Raw genomic sequence first — 22,991 nt, 5'->3', positions numbered from 1 at the left:
TGAATAAATGCCTTATAGGGTCCCGCCGCGCATGGATAAGACCTACCAGCCGCACGCTATCGAAACTTCCTGGTACCAGACCTGGGAGGCCGAGAACTACTTCGCCCCGCAAGGTGCCGGCGACTCCTACACCATCATGATCCCGCCGCCGAACGTTACCGGCAGCCTGCATATGGGCCACGGCTTCAACAACGCGATCATGGACGCCCTGATCCGTTTCCGCCGCATGCAGGGTCGCAACACCCTGTGGCAGCCGGGTACCGACCACGCCGGTATCGCCACGCAGATGCTGGTCGAGCGCCAGATCGAAGCCCAGGGCCTAAATCGCCATGACCTGGGCCGGGAAAAATTCCTGGAAAAGATCTGGGAATGGAAAGACCAGTCCGGTGGCAACATCAGCCGCCAGATCCGTCGCCTCGGCTCGTCGGTCGACTGGAGCCGCGAACGTTTCACCATGGATGACGGCCTGTCCGAAGCGGTCAAGGAAGCCTTCGTGCGCCTGCACGAAGACGGCCTGATCTACCGCGGCAAGCGCCTGGTCAACTGGGACACCAAGCTGCACACGGCCATCTCCGACCTGGAAGTGGAAAACCACGATGAAAAAGGTTTCCTCTGGAACCTCAAGTACCCGCTGGCAGACGGCGCGAAAACCGCCGAAGGCAACGACTACCTGATCGTCGCCACCACACGTCCGGAAACCATGCTCGGCGACGCCGCGGTCGCGGTGAACCCGAACGACGAGCGTTACCAGGCATTGATCGGCAAGTTCGTCGAACTGCCCTTGGTAGGCCGTCGCATTCCGATCATCGCCGATGATTATTGCGACCCCGAGTTCGGCACCGGCTGCGTGAAGATCACCCCGGCCCACGATTTCAACGACTACGAAGTCGGCAAGCGGCACAACCTGCCGTTGCTCAACATCTTCGACAAGAATGCCAACGTTCTGCCCTGCGCTCAGGTGTTCAACCTCGACGGTACCCTGAACGACAGCGTCGATGGCACCTTGCCTGGCGAATACGCCGGCCTGGAGCGCTTCGAGGCCCGCAAGCAGATCGTCGCCGCGTTCGACGCCGCCGGCCTGCTGGTCAGCGTCGATGACCACGCCTTGAAAGTGCCGAAGGGCGATCGCTCCGGCACCGTCATCGAGCCCTGGCTGACCGACCAGTGGTACGTGTCCACCAAGCCGTTGGCCGAACCTGCCATCGCCGCTGTAGAAGACGGCCGCATCGCCTTCGTGCCCAAGCAGTACGAAAACATGTATTTCTCCTGGATGCGCGATATCCAGGACTGGTGCATCAGCCGCCAGCTCTGGTGGGGCCATCGCATCCCGGCCTGGTACGACGAGTCCGGCAAGGTCTACGTCGGCCGCAGCGAAGCCGAAGTGCGCAGCAAGCACGGCCTGGGCGCCGATGTGGTGCTCAACCAAGACAACGACGTACTGGACACTTGGTTCAGCTCGGGCCTGTGGACCTTCTCCACCCTGGGCTGGCCGGAGCAGACCGAATTCCTGAAGAAATTCCACAGCACCGACGTGCTGGTCACCGGCTTCGACATCATCTTCTTCTGGGTCGCCCGGATGATCATGCTGACCATGCACCTGGTCAAGGACGAGAACGGTACGCCGCAGGTACCGTTCAAGACGGTCTACGTGCATGGCCTGGTGCGTGATGGCCAGGGCCAGAAGATGTCCAAGTCCAAAGGCAACGTGCTCGACCCGCTGGACATCATCGACGGTATCGAGCTCGAAGCCCTGGTTGAAAAGCGCACCAGCGGCATGATGCAGCCCAAGCTTGCGAAGAAGATCGAGAAGCAGACCCGCGACGAGTTCGAAGGCGGCATCGCCAGCTACGGTACCGACGCCCTGCGCTTCACCTTCTGCTCGCTGGCGTCCACCGGCCGCGACATCAAGTTCGACATGGGCCGTGTCGAGGGCTATCGCAACTTCTGTAACAAGATCTGGAACGCCGCGCGCTATGTGCTCGACAAGGGCGAGGACTGCGGCCAGAACGGCGAGGCCTACGAGCTCTCGCTGGCTGATCGCTGGATCATCTCGCAGCTGCAGCGCACCGAAGCCGAAGTCACGCGTCATCTGGATCAGTTCCGTTTCGACCTGGCTGCCCAGGCACTCTATGAGTTCATCTGGAACCAGTATTGCGACTGGTACCTGGAGCTGTCCAAGCCGGTGCTGTGGGACGAGAACGCTCCGGTGGAGCGCCAGCGCGGTACTCGTCGCACCCTGGTGCGCGTGCTGGAAGTGGCGTTGCGCCTGGCGCATCCGTTCATGCCGTTCATCACCGAAGAAATCTGGCAGCGCCTGGCGCCGCTCGCTGGCGTGCAGGGCAAGACGATCATGCTGCAGCCTTGGCCGGTGGCCAATGAAAGCCGTATCGACACCGCTGCCGAAGACGATATCGAGTGGCTCAAGGGCCTGATGCTCGGCGTGCGCAACATTCGCGGCGAGATGAACATCGGTCCGGGCAAGCCGCTGGCGTTGTTCCTCAAGAACACCGGCAGCCAGGACCAGCGTCGTCTGCAGGAAAACGATGCCTTGCTCAAGAAGCTCGCCAAGCTGGAGTCCATCACCGTGCTGGACGATGGCCAGGAAGCGCCTCTGAGCGCTACTGCGCTGGTCGGTGAAATGGAAGTGCTGGTGCCGATGGCCGGGCTGATCGACAAGGACGCCGAACTGGCTCGCCTGGACAAGGAAATCCAGCGCCTGAACGGTGAAGTCGCTCGCGTGGGCGGCAAGCTGTCCAATGCAGCCTTCGTCGACAAGGCACCACCTGCCGTCATCGACAAAGAGCGCGCCAAACTGGCCGAAGCCGAACAGGCATTGACCAAGCTGGCTGAACAGCACGCGCGGATCGCCAGTCTGTAATCCGTCTTGCTGGCCTCTTCGCGGGCAGACCCCGCTCCCAGACAACATCCTGTGGGAGCGGGCTTTGCCCGCGAAGAGGCCCCCGCCCCCACCGGTAACCTCCCCATGTCCACCCCGCCAAAACCCACCCTGCACCCGCGCAATCGCCACCAGGGTCGCTACGATTTCCCGCAATTGATCAAGAGCCATCCGGACCTTGCCCGGTTCGTCATCCTCAACCCGTATGGCAAGCAAAGCATCGACTTCGCCGATCCTGCGGCGGTGAAGGTGTTCAACCGGGCGTTGCTCAGGACCCTCTATGGCATTGAGCACTGGGACATCCCGGATGGCTACCTGTGTCCGCCCATACCCGGACGGGCCGACTATCTGCACTGCCTGGCCGACCTGCTGGCCGAAAGCAACGGTGGCGAGATTCCGCGGGGCGCCGGCGTCAGGGCGCTGGATGTGGGTGTAGGTGCCAACTGCATCTATCCCCTGCTGGGCCACAGTGACTATCGCTGGCAGTTCGTCGGCTCCGACATCGACCCGGTGGCACTGGCCTCGGCCAACACCATCGTGCAGGCCAACAAACTGGGCAAGGCCATTTCCCTGCGCCAGCAGGCGCAGCCTCGGCAGATTCTCCAGGGACTGCTGGGCCGCGAAGAACGGTTCGCCGTGACCCTGTGCAATCCGCCCTTCCATGCCTCGTTGCAGGAAGCGACCCGCGGCAGCCAGCGCAAATGGCGCGCGCTGGGCAAGGCCGATCCCAAGCGCAAGTTGCCCGTACTCAACTTTGGCGGTCAGAACAACGAGTTGTGGTGTGAAGGCGGCGAGATTCGCTTCGTGACACAGCTGATCAACGAAAGCGTGGCCGTGGGACAGCAGGTATTGTGGTTCTCGACGCTGGTGTCCAAGGCCTCCAACCTGCCGGCCATTCAGACAGCCCTTGGCAGGGTCAATGCCGTGCAGGTCCGAGTGGTGGAAATGGGCCAAGGCCAGAAGCAAAGCCGCTTCGTCGCCTGGACCTTCCAGGCAGAGCCAGCCGGCAAAAACTGGTTCAGCTGACTGATTCACGGCGCACTGCGGCCCCTGTGGGAGCGGGCTCTGCCCGCGAAGCAGCCACCACGCGTTGCGAGCTTCGCGGGCAGAGCCCGCTCCCACAGATGCTCACAGACCGCGCCTATGGAATTACAGGCACAAAAAAACCGCGCCCGGGTTGACCCGCGGCACGGTTCGTCGAGCCGTTACAATTACTTGTTAACGGAATCGGTCAGCACTTTGGCTGGGACGAACTTGACGACTTTCTTGGCAGCGATTTCGATGGCAGCGCCAGTCGAAGGGTTACGGCCAGTGCGGGCAGGACGCTCGGTGATTTTCAGCTTGCCGATACCAGGCAGAGTGATCTCGCTGCCATTTTCCAATTGATCGGCAACGATCTGGCCCAGCTGCTCGATAGCGTTGCGCGCGGTGGTTTTCGGCGCGTCGATAGCTTCAGCGATATCGGCGATCAGTTGGTCTTTGGTTAATGCCATGGTGGTGTACCTTCCCTATCAAATTCAATTGGATTGCAAAGTGCAGCGTAAGTCGGAGCCGGGCGTGCGACGTCCGCCGGGGCTCGCGTTTCGGTCATGCCAATCGCCATTGTAGATACCCAGAATGACGTTTGGTTCGACTCGAAAGCCGCTCTCTGCGGGGCTTCACGGCCTCGTGGGCCGCAAGACCGGGCAAAACTAGCACAGAGCCAAACAAATATCCGCCACTAGCGGCCCTTTTATTCAGCTTTATCATGGGTTTGGCCAAAAAGTAGACGATTTCGTCGTTTCAGCGCATGCGCAGGTCACCGGCAATCCGTAAAACCCCTATCTACGTTACACTTCGCCCCTTTGTGGCACAGCCTGCTCCAGCCGCCGTGCCCATCAGTCAGACAAGCCGAGAAGCCCATGCCGATCCGTCACTGCATCGTCCATTTGATCGACAAGAAACCCGACGGCACGCCTGCCGTGCTTCATGCACGCGACAGCGAGCTGGCCGAGTCCAGCGCCATCGAACATCTGCTTGCCGACCTCAACGAAAGTTACAACGCCAAGCAGGGCAAGGCCTGGGGCTTCTTCCATGCCGAGTCCGGTGCGCACCCATTCAGCGGCTGGCTCAAGGACTATCTGGACGAGGGCCGCGACTTCACCCAGTTCAGCCGCACGGCCGTCGAGCACCTGCAGAAGCTGATGGAAGAATCCAACCTGTCCACCGGTGGGCACGTGCTGTTCGCGCACTATCAGCAGGGCATGACCGATTACCTGGCCATTGCCCTGCTGCATCACAGTGAAGGCGTGGCCGTGACCTCAGAGCTCGACGTGACCCCGTCGCGGCACCTGGACCTGGGGCAACTGCACCTGGCGGCGCGCATCAACCTGTCGGAGTGGCAGAACAACAAGCAGTCCAAGCAGTACATCTCGTTCATCAAGGGCAAGAACGGCAAGAAGGTCTCGGAGTACTTCCGCGATTTCATCGGCTGTCAGGAAGGTGTCGATGGTCCGGGAGAAACGCGGACACTGCTCAAGGCGTTCAGCGACTTCGTCGAGAGCGAGGACCTGCCAGAAGAGTCGGCGCGGGAGAAAACCCAGACGCTTGTGGAGTACGCCACCAGCCAGACCAAGATGGGCGAGCCGGTCACGTTGAAAGAGCTGTCAGGGCTGATCGATGAAGAGCGCCCGCAGGCGTTCTATGACCATATCCGCAACAAGGATTACGGTTTGTCGCCTGAGATTCCGGCCGACAAGCGCACCCTCAACCAGTTTCGTCGCTTCACCGGGCGGGCCGAGGGGCTGTCGATCAGCTTCGAGGCGCATCTGCTGGGCTCGAAGATCGAGTATGACGAAGAAGCCGGTACCTTGATCATCAAGGGCCTGCCGTCGCAACTGACCGACCAGCTCAAACGGCGCAAGGATTGACGGACTGCGCCGTGTGAGTGGTCACCGACCGCTAAGCGGATGCTGTGGGGTGTCAATCGAACCGCAGCGTGGCCTTCGCGGGCAGAGCCCGCTCCCACAGTTGGCGGGGAGGCAGGCGGTGTGGGGTGTCAATCGGACCGCAGCGTGGCCTTCGCGGGCAGAGCCCGCTCCCACAGTTGGCGGGGAAGCTGGCGGTGCGGGGTGTCAATCGGACCGCAGCGTGGCCTTCGCGGGCAGAGCCCGCTCCCACAGTTGGCGGGGAGGCAGGCGGTGTGGGGTGTCCGGCTTGACGTCGCCGCTACGGTGTTGTGATCGCAAAACCCACTCGCGGGAAATGCACATGCACCACGCCGGCGCGCGCGTCTTCACGCCGGATGATCAATTCCTCGGCCCCGGCAAACAACAGCTCGCCCTGCACGGGGTCGACGCCATAGTCCACGGCCGAGATGCTCACCTGGTCGCCCACCTTGAACCCGTTGGGATCCTCGAACGTTTCGTCGGGCAAGTCTGCCGGAGTGGCCGCTTTGGCAATCGCCAGGGCTTCGTCGGCAGTCAGCTCGCTGTAGGTGCCGTGGCCAAAACCCAGTACGCGCCCCAGCCAGGCATGGATCGCGGGATAAACATCCACCAGCGGGGCGGTGACCGGCGTGCCCTTGAGAAACCACAACAGGTGGGCCATGGAGAAATCGGCCAGGGTAGGTTCGCCAAACAGGTAGTCGCCCTCTGCGTTCTGCAGTTGCTGTTCCAGGCGCGCCATGAACGTTGGCCACTGATGCTTGGCCTGCTCGACCGACAAGCGCGTCGCAGTGCCGCCCTGGAACAGCGCCATGCGGTCGGCGATGAAGGCCTTGGCGGCGTCTTCGGGCAGACGCGACAGACGGGCGCTGATGGACTCGGGCTGGAACACCAGGCTGACGGCATGCTGGAACAGCACCGAATCGGCCCAGGCGGCGAAAGTGGCCACGGTGAGTTCCTGCCCAAGGGGCAGCAGCGCCGGCAAGGCTTTCTCCTGCTCCAGCCGTCGAGCGATCAGGGCTGTGTCGCAATAGACATCGGCGCCGACCTGCAGCACTGGCGTCTTGCGATAGCCACCGGTCAGCGCTGTCAGATCAGGCTTGGGCATGATCGGCGAGATCAGTACCGAGCGCCACGCGAGCCCTTTGAAGCCGAGCATCAAGCGGGCCTTCTCGGCGAACGGCGAGGTCGGATAGTGATGCAGGATCAACTCGGACATATCGGCTCCAGCAGCGGATGGGAAAGCCCACAGCTTACTCGCCCTCGCCCGCAGCACATACCCCTGTAGGTGTACCTGAATGAACGCACGCCCGAACGCGGCTCGCGATCCCTGTAGCAGCGGCGCAAGCCGCGTCGGCGGTGCACGCGGTGTGCCTGAACGAACGCACAACCCCGAACACGGCTCGCGATCTCTGTAGCAGCGGCGCAAGCCGCGTCGGCGGTGCATGCGGTGTGCCTGAATGAACGCGATGAAGCCGGACGCGGCTTGCGCCGCTGCTACAAGGGTACGCAATCCCTGTAGCAGCGGCGCAAGCCGCGTCGGCGGTGTATGCGGTGTGCCTGAATGAACGCGATGAAGCCGGACGCGGCTCGCGCCGCTGCTACATGGGGGTGAAGGAGGCTACGAGGTGTTCCTTGGCTGCCTTGCGCAAGCGTTTGATCAGCCGTTCGTGGCGCAAGGCTTCGCTTTTGCTTGGCCATGCTTCCACGTACACCAACGCCACTGCCGGGCTGGACAGGAAAAACCGCGCGCCCTTCCCACTCTGGTGCTTGGCGAAACGGCGCTGCGGATCGTCACTGATGCCGCAGTAAAGCGAGCCATTCGCCGCGCGCACCAGGTAGACGTACCAAGGCTTGGATGGCGCGATAGCGGTCATCGATTCAGCAGCGTCTGTGAGCAAGCAAAATCACTCCACCTTAGTCGCCACCGCACCTACATGCAGCGTACGCCCTGCACCCATGCCGGCGGCCGTGGCCGCGACGCCGATGACGGCGAACACCCAACCCACTGCGCCCCACCCACCCGTCATGTCGTGCACCAGACCGACCGCAAAGGGCCCCATCGACGCGATGGTGTAGCCCACGCCCTGGGCCATGCTCGACAGATTGGCCGCCACATGGGCATCGCGCGAGCGCAGCACGATCAAGGTCAGTGCCAGCGCGAACACACCGCCCTGCCCCAAACCCAGCACGATCGCCCAGCCCCACATTCCACCCAGCGGTGCGTAAAGCAGGCCGAACAACCCAGCCAGGCTCAGCGCCATCACCGCGAGAATCGGCAGGCGCTGATCACGGCCGCGGGTGGCCAGCCATGGCACGGTCAACGCGCTGGGCAACTGCACGATGATCGAGAATGACATGACCAGACCCGCTTGCGCAGCCGATAACCCGCGCCCGATCAGGATCGACGGCAACCAGCCGAAGACGATATACGCCAGCGAGGACTGCAGCCCCATGAACAGCGTGACCTGCCACGCCAACGGATCACGAAACAGCCCACTGACACGATAGCGAGCGCGCTGGACACCATGCTTCTGTCGCGTCTGCGGTAGCCAGAACACCGCAGCCAGCAATGCCGGCACCATCCAGAACGCCAGGCCGATGCGCCAGCTGTCGTCGAAATACTGGCTCAGCGGCACGCTGGAACCGGCCGCCAATGCCGCTCCCAGGCATAACGCCATGGTGTAGACGCCGGTCATCGTGCCAGCCTGTCGGGCGAAGTCGCGCTTGACGATGCCAGGCAGCAGCACACCGATGATCCCGATACTGCCACCGGCCACCAGGCTGCCGATGAACAAGCCCCAGATGCCCAACTGACTGCGCAAAGCGATACCGGCCGCCAGCACGAGCAACACGCCAAGGACCACGCGCTCGCTGTCGAATCGCCGAGCCAGCAAAGGTGCCAGCGGCGCGAAAAGGCCCAGGCACAGGACCGGGAGCGTGGTCAGCAGACCGGCCGTCGAGCCGCTCAGGCCGAGGCTGGCAGAGACCTGCGCAAGCAACGGCGCCATGCTCGACAGGGCCGGACGCAGATTGAGCGCCACCAGCACCAGACCAAGGATCAGCAACCAGGGTTTATGCAGCGGCGTGACGATATCGCGACTCGAAGGGGTACAGTTGGCAGTAGGCATAAAAGTCCAGAAACGAAAGTGCGGACCATTGCCAGGACGAGAATGTCTGGTGGTCTCTTGGATACGGCTTTGAACGAAGAAGCGTAGAGCCTATTGCCAGCAATGGCAAATGCCTGGCTAGCAGTGTGTCCTTCAGACCGCGGCGCGCCCTTCGCGGGCAGAGCCCGCTCCCACAACTGGGCCTCATAACAGGCGCGGATCCCCTGTGGGAGGGGGTATGTCAGCAAGGGCAAATGCCTGACTGGCAGTGTGCCCTTCACCCCGCAGCGCGCCCTTCGCGGGCAGAGCCCGCTCCCACAACAGGTTCTCAGCAGGCATCGGGCGTGGCGGAAATCCTTTGGGAGCCGGTATGCCTCGCGGGCAGAGCCCGCTCCCACAACAGAGCTCCACAACAGGATCTCACAACAAGCGCGGATCCCTTGTGGGAGCGGGCTCTGCCCGCGAAGCAGGCGCCGCGGTGCAGCAGACCTGAGACGAAAAAACCCGGGCACAGGCCCGGGTTTTTGGTTTGCTGCAAACAGTGATCAGTGCAGGATCTGGCTCAAGAACATCCGCGTCCGGTCACTCTGCGGGTTGTCGAAGAAGTCGTTCGGCGCGGCCTGCTCGACGATCTCCCCCTTGTCCATGAAGATCACCCGGTTCGCCACGGTGCGGGCAAAGCCCATTTCGTGGGTCACGCAGAGCATGGTCATGCCGTCTTCGGCCAGGCCGATCATGGTGTCGAGCACTTCCTTGACCATTTCCGGGTCGAGCGCCGAAGTCGGTTCGTCGAACAGCATGATCTTGGGCTTCATGCACAGCGCCCGCGCAATGGCCACACGCTGCTGCTGACCACCGGACAACTGACCGGGAAACTTGTGCGCCTGCTCCGGAATGCGTACGCGCTCCAGGTAATGCATGGCGATTTCCTCGGCCTGGCGCTTGGGCATCTTGCGCACCCACATCGGCGCCAGCGTGCAATTCTGCAGAATGGTCAGGTGTGGAAACAGATTGAAGTGCTGAAACACCATGCCCACTTCGCGACGTACCGTTTCGATCTGCTTGAGATCGTTGGTCAGCTCCACGCCGTCGACGATGATGGTGCCCTGCTGATGCTCTTCCAGCCGGTTCAGGCAGCGAATGGTGGTCGACTTGCCCGAACCCGAAGGCCCGCACAACACGATACGCTCGCCTTGGGTCACGTTCAGGTTGATGTCCTTGAGCACGTGGAACTGGCCGTACCACTTGTTCACGCCTTGCATCTGGATGATGCCCGGAGCGCCGGCCGGTTTCTTGATCGCTTCACTCATGATTAAGCTCCTAACGCTTGTGGCCAGTGTCCAGCTTGCGCTCCAGGTGCATGGAGTAGCGGGACATACCGAAACAGAAGATCCAGAACACCAGGGCCGCGAACACGTAGCCCTCGGTCGCCATGCCCAGCCACGCCGGGTCGGCTGCCGCCTGCTTGACGCTGTTGAGCAGGTCGAACAGGCCGATGATGATCACCAGGCTGGTGTCCTTGAACAATGCAATGAAGGTGTTGACGATGCCCGGAATGACCATCTTCAGGGCCTGCGGCAGGATCACCAGGCCCATGCTGCGCCAGTAGCCCAGCGCCATGGCCGAGGCAGCTTCGTACTGCCCCTTGGGAATCGCCTGCATGCCACCGCGCACCACTTCCGCCACATACGCGGACTGGAACAGGATCACGCCTATCAGCGCGCGCAGCAGCTTGTCGAAGTTCATGCCTTCAGGCAGGAACAACGGCAGCATCACCGAGGACATGAACAGCACGGTGATCAGCGGTACGCCACGCCAGAACTCGATGAAGGTCACGCAGACCACCTTCACCGCCGGCATTTTCGAACGCCGGCCCAACGCCAGCAGGATCCCCAGCGGCAAGGCGCCCGCGATGCCCACGGTGGCGATCACCAGGGTCAGCATCAGGCCGCCCCATTGGCTGGTTGCCACGGTCGGCATGCCGAACGCGCCGCCATGCAGCAGGAAGTAGGCGATGATCGGGTACAGCACCAGAAAGCCGATGCCATAGACCGCCTTGCGCTTGAACCGTGACATGAACAGCGGCGCCACACCCAGCACGGCCAGCCACACGGTCAGGTCGACGCGCCAGCGCAGCTCGGGTGGGTAATAGCCGTACATGAACTGGCCGAAACGTTGCTGGATGAACACCCAGCAGGCGCCTTCCTTGGTGCAGTCGGCACGGGTGGTGCCGACCCAGTTCGCGTCGAAGATCGACCAGCTCAACAACGGCGGTACGATCAGCCAGATCAGGTACAGCGACAACAGCGTCAGCAAGGTGTTGAGCCAGCTGGAAAACAGGTTCTGGCGCATCCACGCGACCGGGCCGAACACTTTGCTCGGTGGTGGCTGGTCGGGTTTGAAAATATGGGTCGTCATGCGCTCATCCTCACCGTTCGATCAGCGCAATGCGCTTGTTGTACCAGTTCATCAGCAGGGAAATGCTGATACTGATCGCCAGGTACACGCTCATGGTGATGGCAATGACTTCGATCGCCTGCCCCGTCTGGTTGAGCACGGTACCGGCGAACAGCGAAACCATTTCCGGGTAACCGATACCGGCAGCCAGCGACGAGTTCTTCGCCAGGTTCAGGTATTGGCTGGTCAGTGGCGGAATGATCACGCGCAGGGCCTGCGGGATGATCACCTTGCGCAGGGTCGGGCCGTTGCGCAGCCCCAGGGAATGCGCCGCTTCGGTCTGGCCGTGACTGACCGACTTGATGCCCGAACGCACGATCTCGGCGATGAACGCCGCGGTGTACACGGTCAGGGCCAGGGTCAGGGCCAGCAGTTCCGGGATCAATACCCAGCCACCGACGAAGTTGAAGCCCTTGAGCTCGGGTTTTTCCCAGTGCACAGGAGCGCCGAAGATCAGCGAGCACAGGGCCGGCACGACGATCAGGATCGCCAGGCCCACCCAGAACTTGTGGAACGGCTCGCCGGTGGCTTCGAAGCGCTTGGTGGCCCATTTGGACATTAGCACGATGCCGACGATGGCCAGGATGACGCTGATCACGAACGGCCAGAAACCCGGTGCAGCAAGGGCAGCCGGCATGTTCAGGCCGCGGCTGCTGACGTAGAAGCTGTCCATGAAGCCATGGGCGGCGCGCGGCCCAGGCAGCGTCAGAAACACCGCGAAGTACCAGAACAGGATCTGCAGCAGCGGCGGGATATTGCGGAACACCTCGATATAGACCGTCGCCAGCTTGTTGATCATGAAGTTGGGGGACAGCCGAGCCACACCGATCACGAAACCCAGCAGGGTTGCCAGGATGATGCCGATGATCGACACCAACAGGGTGTTGAGCAGGCCGATCACGAACACGCGCGCGTAGCTGTCCGATTCGGTGTAGTCGATCAGGTGTTGGGCAATGCCGAAGCCGGCACTGCGTTCAAGAAAGTCGAAGCCGGAAGTGATGCCCCGGTGTTGCAGGTTGGTCTGTGTGTTGTTGAACAGAAACCAGCCCATACCGACCACCGCCACAATGGTGATGATCTGGAAAAGCCACGCACGCACACGTGGATCAGTCAGGGACAGGCCCTGCTTGGGTGCGCCGATTTGATTTTGCATGGAAAGCCCCAGAGGAGAGGGAGAACAGCGCCTGACGGCAACGTGCCGTCAGGCGCAGGGCCGATCAGCGTACGGGTGGTGCGTACTGGATACCGCCAGCGTTCCACAGAGCGTTCTGGCCACGGTCGATCTTCAGCGGGGTGTTCGCGCCCAGGTTGCGCTCGAACATTTCACCGTAGTTGCCGACCTGCTTGACGATCTGTACCACCCAGTCCTTCGGCAGTTTCAGGTCCTTGCCGTATTCGCCATCGGCGCCCAGCAGACGAGCCACGTCAGGGTTCTTGGTCGACTTGGCTTCGGCTTCGACGTTCTTCGAGGTCACGCCAGCTTCTTCGGCGTTGAGCTGAGCGAACAGGGTCCACTTGACGATCGCCAGCCAGTCTTCGTCGCCACGGCGTACCACTGGGCCCAGAGGCTCCTTGGAAATGGTTTCCGGCAGCACGATATAGTCGTTCGGTGCGGCCAGCTTGCTGCGCTGGGCGAACAGCTGCGACTTGTCGGAGGTCAGTACGTCGCAACGGCCGCCTTCCAGGGACTTGGCGCTTTCGTCGGAAGTGTCGAATGTGATCGGGGTGTACTTCAGGCCATTGCCGCGGAAGTAGTCAGACACGTTCAGTTCGGTGGTGGTACCGGCCTGGATGCAGATGGTTGCACCGTCCAGTTCCTTGGCGCTCTTCACGCCCAGCTTGTTGTTCACCAGGAAGCCGATGCCGTCGTAGTAAGTCACGCCGGCGAAGACCATGCCCATGCCCGCATCGCGGGAGCTGGTCCAGGTGGTGTTGCGCGACAGGATGTCGATTTCACCGGACTGCAACGCGGTGAAACGCTCCTTGGCGTTCAGCTGGCTGAACTTGACCTTGGTGGCGTCGCCGAACACGGCGGCAGCGACGGCACGGCAGACGTCGGCGTCGATACCAACGATCTTGCCCGAAGCATCAGGAACGGAGAAACCAGGCAGGCCGTCGGAGACGCCGCACTGTACGAAACCTTTCTTCTGGATGGCGTCCAGAGTGGCACCCGCCTGAGCGAAGCTGCTCACGCCCAGAACGGTCGCAGCGGTCAGTACAGCCAGGGTGGATTTCAACATCTTCATTCAAAACCTCCAGTTGCTCTTGTTGTGTCCGAGCTTGAATTGCGCTGCACCTAAATGAGGCGGTATCGACCCGTGTCGGCTAGTTGTTGGGTCAAGCATCAATCGCAATACAAGTGATGAACCCGAGTGGCCAGATGGCGCGACCGGGATATGCAACGCTTGCCCCCGCTCCCCGCAAGGTCCGACGCAGTGGCCTGCGGCGTCTTTCGCGATCATCGACCGATTCTGCTACAACCCTGATGGACTGCTCTGCGTCAGTTCCAAAGGGCTCTATAGTGTTACCGCCGATGAGGATGCTGGTATTACGCCAGTTACTTAGCAAGCCTCGTACCAGAGTGAATCCGGAAAGCGTTTAAGTGCGCGTCAATAGAAAAACTTGTAGCCTTGCGACATCTTCTTCAGAGATCGCACCATCGCGCCCCGTTGCGCTGCACTCAAACGGAGCGGGCGCCCCACAACGGAGCAACCATGACTGACCCCCTGATCATAGAACCGAACCACACCGCCGACGCCTGTGTCATCTGGCTGCACGGCCTGGGTGCGGACAGATACGATTTCCTGCCGGTAGCAGAAGCCCTGCAGCAACGCTTACACGGCACGCGCTTCGTACTGCCCCAGGCGCCAACCCGCGCGGTCACCATCAACGGCGGCTACGCCATGCCCAGCTGGTACAACATCATTGCCATGAGTCCGGCACGGGCGATTGACCAGGGTCAGCTGGAAGCGTCTGCGCAGATGCTTTGCGGCCTGATCGAGGAACAGCAGGCCAGCGGGATCGCCCCGGAGCGAATCTTCATCGCCGGGTTTTCCCAAGGTGGCGCAGTGGTCCTGCACACGGCCTACATCACCTGGACAGGACCGTTGGGTGGGGTGCTGGCGCTGTCGACCTATGCGCCGACCTTCGACGAGAAGATCGAGCTGGCCGCGAGCCAGCAGCGCACCCCGGCACTCTGCCTGCATGGGCAGAACGACGAGGTGGTGATCAATGCCATGGGTCGCAGTGCCTATGAATACCTCAAAGGCTGGGGCGTGGACGCAGCGTGGCGGGAATACCCCATGGGTCACCAAGTGTTACCGCAAGAGATCGCGGACATCGGCGATTGGTTGGCGCAGCGGTTGCACTGACCCCAGGCCGGCCATTCACGGCCAATGACCGCTCCTACACATCCCCCGTAGGAGCGGTCATTGGCCGCGAACCAGACGCTTCAGTCTATCTGCCATACCGCGGCACAGCCTTCGCGGCCCGAAGGCTCACCGCGCGCGCCGCTCCCACATCCAGCACTCTTCTACCGTCGTGCGCGATTCTTGCATTACACTGCCTGACGCACATTCCTTAACCAATCGATGAGAAGCCCGTGCTCAAAGCACTCAAGAAGATGTTTGGCAAAAGCGACGCACAGCCGCTTGCTGCCGACACTGGCGCCACCCGCGCGCTACCCGTCGACACTGAAGAATCGACCCCGCCGGCCACTGCGGCGGTTGCACCGGCCGCCAGCCCTGAACCGGCAGCAGCCGCTGCACCCATCATCGTCGAAACGCCCCGCCGCCCTCGCCCGCCCAAGCCAGTGGCACCGGCCTGGAACCGCGCTGACTTTCAGGTCGCCCCGCAGGAAGGCAAGACCCGCTTCCACGACTTCGCGCTTACCGACGAGCTGATGCACGCCATCCACGACCTCGGTTTCCCCTATTGCACGCCGATCCAGGCGCAGGTGCTGGGTTACACCCTCAAGGGCCGCGACGCCATCGGCCGTGCCCAGACCGGCACCGGCAAGACCGCCGCCTTCCTCGTGTCGATCATCTCCCAGCTGCAGCAGACGCCTGCGCCCAAGGAGCGCTTCATGGGCGAGCCGCGCGCGCTGATCATTGCGCCCACTCGTGAGCTGGTGGTACAGATCGCCAAGGATGCCGCCGGCCTGACCAAGTACACCGGTCTGAATGTGATGACCTTCGTCGGCGGCATGGACTTCGACAAGCAGCTCAAGCAGCTCGAAGCCCGTCACTGCGACATCCTGGTCGCCACCCCCGGTCGCCTGCTGGACTTCAACCAGCGCGGCGAAGTACACCTGGACATGGTCGAAGTGATGGTGCTCGATGAAGCCGACCGCATGCTCGACATGGGCTTCATCCCCCAGGTGCGTCAGATCATTCGCCAGACCCCGCCCAAGCAGGAGCGCCAGACCCTGCTGTTCTCGGCCACCTTCACCGAAGACGTGATGAACCTGGCCCAGCAGTGGACCACCGACCCGGCCATCGTCGAGATCGAACCTGAGAACGTCGCCAGCGAAACCGTCGAGCAACACATATACGCCGTCGCTGGCAGCGACAAGTACACGCTGCTGTACAACCTGGTCACCGGTAACGATTGGGAGCGCGTGATCGTGTTTGCCAACCGCAAGGACGAAGTGCGCCGCATCGAAGAGCGCCTGGTGCGCGACGGCGTGAATGCCGCGCAACTGTCCGGCGATGTGCCGCAGCACAAGCGCATCAAGACGCTGGAGGGGTTTCGCGAGGGCAAGATCCGCGTGCTGGTGGCCACCGATGTGGCAGGCCGCGGGATCCATATCGATGGCATCAGCCATGTGATCAATTTCACCCTGCCCGAAGTGCCGGACGATTACGTTCACCGCATCGGTCGTACGGGGCGGGCCGGCACCAGTGGCGTGTCGATCAGCTTCGCAGGCGAAGACGACTCCTACCAACTGCCTTCCATCGAAGCGCTGCTGGGCCGCAAGATCAACTTCGAAATGCCATCAGCCGAGCTGCTCAAACCGGTGGAACGCAAGCGCTCCTGACCCCCGTAGGAGCGTTCCGTGGCCGCGAAGGCCTCACCGCGCCGTCCTTTTGTGGAAGCGGGCTCTGCCCGCGAAGGCCTCATCGCGGTACACCCGCTCCACAGCGCCGCCTCTTGTGGGAGCGGGCTCTGCCCGCGAAAGGACCGCCGCCGACCTTCAGATCATTCCCAGCGCTGGGCCGCCTGCTCGTCGCTTTCTCGCCCCTGCACCCAGCGCGGGCCATCCTCGGTGTTCTCCTTTTTCCAGAACGGCGCGCGGGTCTTGAGATAGTCCATGACGAAATCACAGGCCTGAAACGCCGCCTGACGATGGGCGCTGGCCACACCGACGAACACGATCGGCTCACCCGGTTCCAGCGCACCGACACGGTGCAGGATCTCCAGTTTCAGCAACGGCCAACGCTGCGCTGCTTCCAGAACGATCTTGTCCAAGGCCTTCTCGGTCATGCCAGGGTAGTGCTCCAGCAACATTCCGCGAACTTCGAGCCCGTCATTGAAATCGCGCACGTAGCCAACGAAACCCACCACGGCGCCCACCCCGGTATTGGTTTGATGCAAAGCGTTGAGCTCGGCACCGGGGTCGAATGGTTCGTGCTGCACGCGAACGCCCATGCTCAGCCTCCGGTAACGGTTGGAAAGAATGCCACTTCATCGCCGTCGAGCAGCGGCTCATTCAACCCACACATCTCCTGGTTGCGGGCGCACATCAGGCCCTTCTCACCGAGCACTTCGCGATCGCCGCGCAGGATGAGGAATTCACGCAGCGTCTCGACATTGGCGAACTCACCCTCTACCACTTCCTCACCCACCCCCAGCAATTCGCGATAGCGGGCGAAATACAGCACCTTGCAATTCATGATGCATCCACCTGGAAATGACCGCTCTTGCCGCCCAGCTTCTCCAGCAGGCGCACCGTTTCAATGACCATGCCGCGATCCACTGCCTTGCACATGTCGTAGACCGTCAGCGCGGCGACGCTGGCCGCCGTCAAGGCTTCCATTTCCACGCCGGTCTGGCCGGCCAGCTTGCAGCGGGCGTGGATCAAGACGCTGTCCTCGCCATCGGCTGCCAGCTCGACCTTGACGCCGGTCAGCATCAGCGGGTGACACAGAGGAATCAGATCGCTGGTCTTTTTCGCCGCCTGGATGCCAGCAATGCGCGCTACCGCGAAGACATCGCCTTTGGGGTGTTCACCGTCGACGATCATGCGCAGGGTCTGCGGCAGCATGCGAATGCGCGCCTGGGCCACGGCCTCGCGAAAGGTCACCGCCTTGTCGGTCACGTCGACCATATGGGCGCGGCCTTGAGAATCGAGATGAGTCAGCACGGAAAGACAGCTCCTGGATATGAACCTGAGTATGAAGGGCTCGAGTTTAAACCCGATGCCTGTTTCCTGCACAAGGCCAGGCGCCCCTCCTCGGAAAATTCGCAGATTCTTTGGGATTTGGACGACTTTGCGCAGCCATCGGGCCTTCGATAATCGCCGCGCCTGCCGTGATCCACGCGCCCCCCCCAGCGTGAACCGCCGCAGGCGCCCCATCACCCAAAGGAGAAACCCCCTGATGAAATCTCGCTTGCTCGCATTGCCCCTGGCCCTGCTGATGACCGGCTCGGCCTGGGCCGACCAGCGTATCGACCACACCTTGACCGTCACCGCCACCATCCCAACCGACAAGTTCTTCGTCGAACCGTTGGGCGGCAACTGGATGAACGACCCACAGAACATGAGCTTCAAGCCGGTGGACGGTACCTTGGAGCCGATCCGCAAGCAGCTCTCGGTCAAAAGCAGCAGTGGCGCCATCAAAGCCAAGCTGCTCAACTCGCCAGCGATGACCAGCGGTGCCAACACGATCGCGCTGAACGTCAAGATCGGCAGCCAGGTGCTCAGCACCAAATCGGAAATCGTGACCACTGCCGCCGACGCCGCTGCCGGTAGCGTGGTCGACTTCCTGGTCACCGCAGGCGCCAAGCCTACGACCGGCTATGTACCGGGTAACTATCAGGGCCTGGTCAACCTCGTGTTCGAAACTCCAGATCCAAAGTGATCGCGCTTCCGCTTCTGAGCTGAACCCTGCCTCCCGGCGGCGCGCCTGTGCGCTCGACCGGGCGGAATTTGCCTGTGTGATACCCATGACGAGAACCGCCACATCGGTCTTCAGAGAACGTTTGGCGGCGGGCATGCTGTGCCTGGCGACGTTGCCGACCACGGCATCCGCCGACACACCCGCTTCCTTTAACCCCTTGGGCGTGTTGAGCCAGGCCGAAGGCTTGCCGCGCGAATTCAACGACCACTTCTTCGATGTTCCTCTGGCAGTACGCGTGGACCTGGATGGCCGCCTGCTGGGCGAAGCACTGGTCATGCTCAGCCGTGATGAAAAGGTGCAACTGATCGAATTCACCGGCAGCGAGGACAGCCAGGAACCCGACGCGCAACGGCAACGCTGGAGCGAATACCTGAGCGATCCACGCCCCCTGGGTAACTGCGCACGCAATTGCGCCAATGACTTGCTGGCGTTGCATTACAGCCTGAGCAATTCACAGCTTTCCATTCTGACCCGCACCGTCGAGCGTCTCAGCGAAGAGGAGCGCTACCACGCCCTTCCGGCGCAAGGCAGTCACGGCGTCATTGTGCGCAACCAACTGAACATCTCCGGCAATGAAGCTGACCAGACCGGCCGCTACGCATTGCAAGCCCAAGGCAGCGTCGGCCAATGGACCACCCTGGGGCAGCTTCAGGTGGACCGCTCCAGCGACACCCAACAGCGCACCCGGCACCGCGTCGACCAACTGTACGCCGAGCGCCTGGAGCAGGGTCATTTCTACCGCCTGGGCTACTTCACGCCCGATGCCCAGGGGCTGATGCGCCAGCCGCGCCTGCTCGGCGACAGCCCGGACACGGCGCTGGGCATCATGTATGGCAGCAGCGACAGCCTGGCCGTAAACAGCGCCAATCCCAGCGCCACGCCGATCTACGTCACGCCGAATCGGCCCGGCGTGGTGGAGATCTATCGCAACGGTGCGCTGATCAATAGCCAACCGGTGCAACCGGGCTTGCAGGCAATCGACACCAAGGTGCTGCCCGGCGGCATCTATGACGTGGAAGTACGCTTGATCGAAGACGGTCAGGTCACCGCCAGCACGGAGGAATTCATCTACAAGCCGTCCAACTGGAGCAATCCCGACGAGCCTTGGCGCTACAACCTGTACCTGGGCCAACGCACCACCCGGCTGTCCAACTGGGAAGATGATGACGATACCAGCATGACCGCCGGGGCCTTGTTCAACTACCTGGCCCACTCGCGACTGGTACTTGGCGGCTCGCTGCAGCACGTCAGGGGCTTCAACCAGTATGGCGTTTCCGCCGACTGGGACGCGCTGGACACCCTCAAGCTGTACGCCAACGTGTTCCAGACCGACGAGCACGGCCATGGCTACGACCTGCAGGCGTTGTGGAACTACCCAGCCGGCAACCTGGTGCTCAGCCGCAGCCAGACCTGGCAGCAATACCCGCGCCTGCGTGGCGAGTTCGTGCGCGCACCGGGCCAGGAAGTCACGCAGACATCGCTGTCGTGGCTGCACCGTCTGGACCGCCGCATCAGTACCACCAGCCGTGTTTCGCAAACCAATGGCCTGTATGGCGGCACCTCGGTGGACCTGGGTCTGACCTACCATGGCAGCTTGCTCGGCTCGCTGGCCAACTGGCGCACCTCGGTATTCGATCGACCGGGCAACCCAGGCACCGACCACCAGCGCAACCGTGGCATCAACTTCACATTGAGCATGAGCCTGGGCGACGACGGCCGGCGCTTCTCCGGCACGCTCGGCTCGCGCACCGCGCGCGATGGCACCCGCGACCAGAACCTGTCGCTGACCTATCAGCAAGCGCTGGAGCACCACACCTTGCGCAACGTTTCCACCACCCTTAGCGCCGACCGCTACGGCGCCGGACTGGCAGGCAACGTGCAATTCCAGAACCGCGCCGTGTATGGCGATGTTCATATGCAGAACTCGTCCTACGACAACACCCTCAGCGGCGGCCTGAACCTGGAAAGCACCCTGGCCGTGGGTGGCGGCAAAGCGGCCATGAGCGGCGATGTGCAAGCCTACGCCGCCAGCATGATCGTCGATGTGATTTCCGACCTGGACGACCTCACCTTGCGCGCCGACAACCTGCAAGGCCCCAGTGCCCAGCTCAAACCGGGCCGCAATGTGATTCCGGTCAATGCCTATCGTCCAGGCCAGGTGCAGTTCGATTTCCAGGGCCTGGACGCCCACGCGGCGGTAATTCAGCCCGCCGGGTTCAGTTACCACCTCAATCGGGGCGGCGTCGATTACCACCAGGTGCGCATCATGCGCACGGTCACCGTGCTGGGGCGCCTGCTGGACGTGCGCGGCGCACCGATCAAGGGAGCGCTGGTGATCAACCATGCCAGTCGCAGCCTGACCGAGCCCGACGGATTCTTTGCCGTGGAAATGAGCGAGTCCACGCCCACTCTGGAGGTCCGCCAGCGTGGCGGCCGGTTGTGCTTCATCAAGCTGGATGAGCGCCATGCCCGCCGCGAAAACGAAGTGCTGTTGGTCGGTGACCAGCAGTGCAGCCCCGACACGCTGGCAGGCGCCAGCCTCAACCGTGAAGGAGACGCCGGATGAGGCGGCTGATCATGTTCGCAAACTACGCGCTGGCCGTGCTGTGTCTGGTCAGCGGAATGGCCCGTGGTGCAGAGGCGCTGATTACGGCGGAGGTCCGCAACGGTACCATCGCCAATACCACCCCCAGAGCACTGTTCTGCAGCTTTTTCGCCCAGGGCAGTTTCTGCTGGAGCCCCTGGTCAGTCAATTTGCCGCTGACCTACTACAAGTCCATCAACCTGGAAACCACCAACGTGCGGGAAATGATCTATGTACGCGCGCCGCAGGTGATGACGATTCAGTTGATCAACCAGACTACTCATGAAACGGCTAAAGTGGTCCTGCGTACCCAGTACATCAGCCAGCGCGCAAGCCACAGCACTCATCGAGTGATGAGCGCTAGCGTCACCGGCGTCAATGGCTGCCAGAGCATGGGACCTCATTACAATAGTACCCAATACACTCGCCATCTGTGGACCATTCCTGCTGGCGCCTGCTACAGCAGACCCACTGCCGTCCCGGCGGTCGAGGAGTCTTACGTCAGCGAACTGGGCATGACCTTCTATCCGGAGTTCCCCAAACCCGAGTCTTTGAGCCCCGGTCTCTGGGAAGGGGTAGTCACCAATCGCATCGGTCCGGCCGGAGAGTTCGATTTCGGCGAGATCTACGGCCAAAGCGCCGACACACTCGACGTCCGGGTACAACTGACGGTCAAACACGACATTCGCGTGGACATGCCGGCAGCCAATACCCAAGTGGCGTTACTGCCCCCTCGCGGCTGGTACGACTACAACAATCACAAGGTCATACCAGAACGCCTGTTCAAAGACCTGCCGATCAGGGTATGGGCAGCAAGCACCTTTGCCGTCTATCTGGAATGTCAGTACCCCTACCCCCCACGGTGCCGACTGATGCCCAACTCACCCCACGCCCGATCGGTCAACGTGGAAGTCGCGCTCAGCTTGCCGGGACCGTTCAGTTACAACGGCCAGCCGGTCACTCGACTGGAACTGCAGCGCGGGTCGCAGAACGCCAGGTTGATCACACCCAGCGGCAGTGCATCAAACCAACCCGGCACCGTGCACCTGGAAATCCAGCAAAATGTGCTCAGGCAGATGCTCAATTTTCCCGGTACCACCTACAGCGGCACCGTTACCATTGTTTTCGACGCCAACCCCTGAGGGTCCAACATGAAATACCTCTTGCCCATACTCTGTCTGCTCACGCTACCCGCCCACGCGGCGCCCGAGCTGAACATCGGCGCGCTCTATGAATACCTCGACGGCGGCCGCAGCACTGCCCTCAAACGTATCTACAACGGCGGTGACAGCACCGCCTTCGTCAAGGTCATGGTCGCCGAATTGGTGTATGCCGCCGACGGCACCGTCACCGAAGTCGCCATGGACGGTCAGCCCTCGGAGCAGCGCAGTCTGGTGGCGAGCCCGGCGCGGCTGATCGTTCCGGCCAATGGCATGCAGCAGGTACGTTTGCTGTTCCGCGGCGAACGCGACAAGGAACGCTATTACCGCTTGCGTTTCATACCCGTGCTGCCGGAGATCAACGATGGCTTCGGGCTGACGTCCGAGGAAGCCGAACAGTACGACGCATCGCTCAAGGCCGGCGTGAACATCCTGGCGGGGTACGGCGCGGTGGTGTTCGTCAGGCCTGCGCAACCCCAGTACGCCACCGAGGTGGTGCACGAACCCAAACGTTTCATCATTCCGAACAAGGGTAACTCGACGATCGTGCTCGACCACTTCAACGACTGTGATCTGAACGGCAACGACTGCGCGCCGCCCACCAAGCACCATGTGCGGCCGACCAAAAGCCTTGAGTTCGAGCGCAAGCCCGGTCGCAACTATCGCTTCGTACTGGAAGAAGGCACGCAGCAGCGGGCGTTCGATTTCAACGGCTGACCAGCCATCCGGCGGTGTGCGC

20 protein-coding genes are annotated in these 22,991 nt (G+C 62.1%); 9 read left to right on the top strand and 11 right to left on the bottom strand.

The features are described from left to right. The first annotated feature begins 31 nt into the window (after positions 1-31). Together ASF66_RS18920 and rlmF are read left to right on the top strand one after the other, a co-directional pair. Entirely contained in the window at positions 32-2,878 is a 2,847-nt protein-coding gene (locus ASF66_RS18920) for a valine--tRNA ligase (RefSeq protein ID WP_056844946.1), read from the top strand. 105 nt (positions 2,879-2,983) lie between these two features. After that, on the top strand, positions 2,984-3,922 hold the full coding sequence (gene rlmF, locus ASF66_RS18915) for a 23S rRNA (adenine(1618)-N(6))-methyltransferase RlmF (protein ID WP_056844945.1): 939 nt from the start codon (positions 2,984-2,986) through the stop codon (positions 3,920-3,922). 185 nt (positions 3,923-4,107) lie between these two features. On the opposite strand, the gene ASF66_RS18910 is transcribed toward rlmF, so the two are convergent. Beyond that, positions 4,108-4,389, bottom strand: coding sequence for an HU family DNA-binding protein (locus tag ASF66_RS18910; RefSeq protein WP_043186365.1), 282 nt, complete (start codon positions 4,387-4,389; stop codon positions 4,108-4,110). A gap of 408 nt (positions 4,390-4,797) precedes the next feature. On the opposite strand from ASF66_RS18910, the gene yejK reads away from it, so the two are divergent. Continuing rightward, positions 4,798-5,805 (top strand): nucleoid-associated protein YejK, encoded by a 1,008-nt coding sequence (yejK, locus tag ASF66_RS18905; protein WP_049861824.1) that lies wholly within the window; start codon positions 4,798-4,800, stop codon positions 5,803-5,805. 298 nt (positions 5,806-6,103) lie between these two features. Here yejK and ASF66_RS18900 read toward each other — a convergent pair whose 3' ends face one another. The 7 genes from ASF66_RS18900 to ASF66_RS18870 form a co-directional block, all read right to left on the bottom strand. After that, a complete protein-coding gene (locus ASF66_RS18900) occupies positions 6,104-7,039 on the bottom strand; it encodes a glutathione S-transferase family protein (protein WP_056844944.1) in 936 nt (311 codons plus the stop codon). A gap of 382 nt (positions 7,040-7,421) precedes the next feature. Further along, a complete protein-coding gene (locus ASF66_RS18895) occupies positions 7,422-7,697 on the bottom strand; it encodes a GIY-YIG nuclease family protein (RefSeq protein WP_056844943.1) in 276 nt (91 codons plus the stop codon). 30 nt (positions 7,698-7,727) lie between these two features. Further along, positions 7,728-8,951 carry an MFS transporter gene (locus tag ASF66_RS18890; protein ID WP_056844942.1) on the bottom strand — a complete coding sequence of 408 codons (1,224 nt, stop codon included), beginning with the start codon at positions 8,949-8,951 and terminating at the stop codon, positions 7,728-7,730. Positions 8,952-9,475: 524 nt separating this feature from the next. Beyond that, complete coding sequence (locus ASF66_RS18885) at positions 9,476-10,240, bottom strand: amino acid ABC transporter ATP-binding protein (RefSeq protein WP_056844941.1); 765 nt, start codon at positions 10,238-10,240, stop codon at positions 9,476-9,478. A gap of 10 nt (positions 10,241-10,250) precedes the next feature. Further along, a complete protein-coding gene (locus tag ASF66_RS18880) occupies positions 10,251-11,348 on the bottom strand; it encodes an amino acid ABC transporter permease (RefSeq protein ID WP_056844940.1) in 1,098 nt (365 codons plus the stop codon). Between the two features lie 10 nt (positions 11,349-11,358). Continuing rightward, positions 11,359-12,540, bottom strand: a complete 1,182-nt coding sequence (locus tag ASF66_RS18875; protein ID WP_056844939.1) for an amino acid ABC transporter permease — start codon at positions 12,538-12,540, stop codon at positions 11,359-11,361. A gap of 64 nt (positions 12,541-12,604) precedes the next feature. Continuing rightward, positions 12,605-13,633 carry an amino acid ABC transporter substrate-binding protein gene (locus tag ASF66_RS18870; protein ID WP_049861817.1) on the bottom strand — a complete coding sequence of 343 codons (1,029 nt, stop codon included), beginning with the start codon at positions 13,631-13,633 and terminating at the stop codon, positions 12,605-12,607. Between the two features lie 468 nt (positions 13,634-14,101). On the opposite strand from ASF66_RS18870, the gene ASF66_RS18865 reads away from it, so the two are divergent. Together ASF66_RS18865 and rhlB are read left to right on the top strand one after the other, a co-directional pair. Further along, on the top strand, positions 14,102-14,758 hold the full coding sequence (locus tag ASF66_RS18865) for an alpha/beta hydrolase (RefSeq protein ID WP_056844938.1): 657 nt from the start codon (positions 14,102-14,104) through the stop codon (positions 14,756-14,758). Positions 14,759-14,988: 230 nt separating this feature from the next. Then, positions 14,989-16,425 (top strand): ATP-dependent RNA helicase RhlB, encoded by a 1,437-nt coding sequence (gene rhlB / locus ASF66_RS18860; RefSeq protein WP_056844937.1) that lies wholly within the window; start codon positions 14,989-14,991, stop codon positions 16,423-16,425. A gap of 161 nt (positions 16,426-16,586) precedes the next feature. Here rhlB and moaE read toward each other — a convergent pair whose 3' ends face one another. Genes moaE through moaC form a run of 3 tightly spaced genes read right to left on the bottom strand, consistent with a single transcriptional unit; the run spans position 16,587 to position 17,751 of the window. Then, positions 16,587-17,036 carry a molybdopterin synthase catalytic subunit MoaE gene (gene moaE, locus ASF66_RS18855; RefSeq protein WP_056844936.1) on the bottom strand — a complete coding sequence of 150 codons (450 nt, stop codon included), beginning with the start codon at positions 17,034-17,036 and terminating at the stop codon, positions 16,587-16,589. Between the two features lie 2 nt (positions 17,037-17,038). Then, entirely contained in the window at positions 17,039-17,281 is a 243-nt protein-coding gene (locus ASF66_RS18850) for a MoaD/ThiS family protein (RefSeq protein ID WP_049861813.1), read from the bottom strand. Beyond that, complete coding sequence (gene moaC, locus ASF66_RS18845) at positions 17,278-17,751, bottom strand: cyclic pyranopterin monophosphate synthase MoaC (RefSeq protein WP_056844935.1); 474 nt, start codon at positions 17,749-17,751, stop codon at positions 17,278-17,280. The genes ASF66_RS18850 and moaC overlap by 4 nt, the downstream gene beginning before the upstream one ends. 235 nt (positions 17,752-17,986) lie before the next feature. On the opposite strand from moaC, the gene ASF66_RS18840 reads away from it, so the two are divergent. The 4 genes from ASF66_RS18840 to ASF66_RS18825 all read left to right on the top strand — a co-directional run bounded on the left by ASF66_RS18840 (position 17,987) and on the right by ASF66_RS18825 (position 22,969). After that, positions 17,987-18,469, top strand: a complete 483-nt coding sequence (locus tag ASF66_RS18840) for a CS1 type fimbrial major subunit (RefSeq protein WP_049861811.1) — start codon at positions 17,987-17,989, stop codon at positions 18,467-18,469. An 85-nt stretch (positions 18,470-18,554) separates the two neighbouring features. Beyond that, positions 18,555-21,074: a TcfC E-set like domain-containing protein gene (locus tag ASF66_RS18835; RefSeq protein ID WP_082484715.1), complete on the top strand. Its 2,520-nt coding sequence runs from the start codon at positions 18,555-18,557 to the stop codon at positions 21,072-21,074. 11 nt (positions 21,075-21,085) lie between these two features. Then, positions 21,086-22,234: a hypothetical protein gene (locus tag ASF66_RS18830; protein ID WP_156463228.1), complete on the top strand. Its 1,149-nt coding sequence runs from the start codon at positions 21,086-21,088 to the stop codon at positions 22,232-22,234. Positions 22,235-22,243: 9 nt separating this feature from the next. After that, on the top strand, positions 22,244-22,969 hold the full coding sequence (locus ASF66_RS18825) for a hypothetical protein (RefSeq protein WP_056844932.1): 726 nt from the start codon (positions 22,244-22,246) through the stop codon (positions 22,967-22,969). The last annotated feature ends 22 nt before the right edge of the window (positions 22,970-22,991 follow it).

Source organism: Pseudomonas sp. Leaf129 (assembly GCF_001423465.1).
In the GTDB taxonomy this organism is placed as follows: domain Bacteria; phylum Pseudomonadota; class Gammaproteobacteria; order Pseudomonadales; family Pseudomonadaceae; genus Aquipseudomonas; species Aquipseudomonas coleopterorum.
This window is presented reverse-complemented; position numbering and strand designations above follow the sequence as displayed.

Coding starts and splice junctions, on each gene's coding strand:
- ASF66_RS18920 (WP_056844946.1), top strand. CDS start 32: ATGGATAAGACCTACCAGCCGCACGCTATCGAAACTTCCTGGTACCAG.
- rlmF (WP_056844945.1), top strand. CDS start 2,984: ATGTCCACCCCGCCAAAACCCACCCTGCACCCGCGCAATCGCCACCAG.
- ASF66_RS18910 (WP_043186365.1), bottom strand. CDS start 4,389: ATGGCATTAACCAAAGACCAACTGATCGCCGATATCGCTGAAGCTATC.
- yejK (WP_049861824.1), top strand. CDS start 4,798: ATGCCGATCCGTCACTGCATCGTCCATTTGATCGACAAGAAACCCGAC.
- ASF66_RS18900 (WP_056844944.1), bottom strand. CDS start 7,039: ATGTCCGAGTTGATCCTGCATCACTATCCGACCTCGCCGTTCGCCGAG.
- ASF66_RS18895 (WP_056844943.1), bottom strand. CDS start 7,697: ATGACCGCTATCGCGCCATCCAAGCCTTGGTACGTCTACCTGGTGCGC.
- ASF66_RS18890 (WP_056844942.1), bottom strand. CDS start 8,951: ATGCCTACTGCCAACTGTACCCCTTCGAGTCGCGATATCGTCACGCCG.
- ASF66_RS18885 (WP_056844941.1), bottom strand. CDS start 10,240: ATGAGTGAAGCGATCAAGAAACCGGCCGGCGCTCCGGGCATCATCCAG.
- ASF66_RS18880 (WP_056844940.1), bottom strand. CDS start 11,348: ATGACGACCCATATTTTCAAACCCGACCAGCCACCACCGAGCAAAGTG.
- ASF66_RS18875 (WP_056844939.1), bottom strand. CDS start 12,540: ATGCAAAATCAAATCGGCGCACCCAAGCAGGGCCTGTCCCTGACTGAT.
- ASF66_RS18870 (WP_049861817.1), bottom strand. CDS start 13,633: ATGAAGATGTTGAAATCCACCCTGGCTGTACTGACCGCTGCGACCGTT.
- ASF66_RS18865 (WP_056844938.1), top strand. CDS start 14,102: ATGACTGACCCCCTGATCATAGAACCGAACCACACCGCCGACGCCTGT.
- moaE (WP_056844936.1), bottom strand. CDS start 17,036: ATGGGCGTTCGCGTGCAGCACGAACCATTCGACCCCGGTGCCGAGCTC.
- ASF66_RS18850 (WP_049861813.1), bottom strand. CDS start 17,281: ATGAATTGCAAGGTGCTGTATTTCGCCCGCTATCGCGAATTGCTGGGG.
- ASF66_RS18840 (WP_049861811.1), top strand. CDS start 17,987: ATGAAATCTCGCTTGCTCGCATTGCCCCTGGCCCTGCTGATGACCGGC.
- ASF66_RS18835 (WP_082484715.1), top strand. CDS start 18,555: ATGACGAGAACCGCCACATCGGTCTTCAGAGAACGTTTGGCGGCGGGC.
- ASF66_RS18830 (WP_156463228.1), top strand. CDS start 21,086: ATGTTCGCAAACTACGCGCTGGCCGTGCTGTGTCTGGTCAGCGGAATG.
- ASF66_RS18825 (WP_056844932.1), top strand. CDS start 22,244: ATGAAATACCTCTTGCCCATACTCTGTCTGCTCACGCTACCCGCCCAC.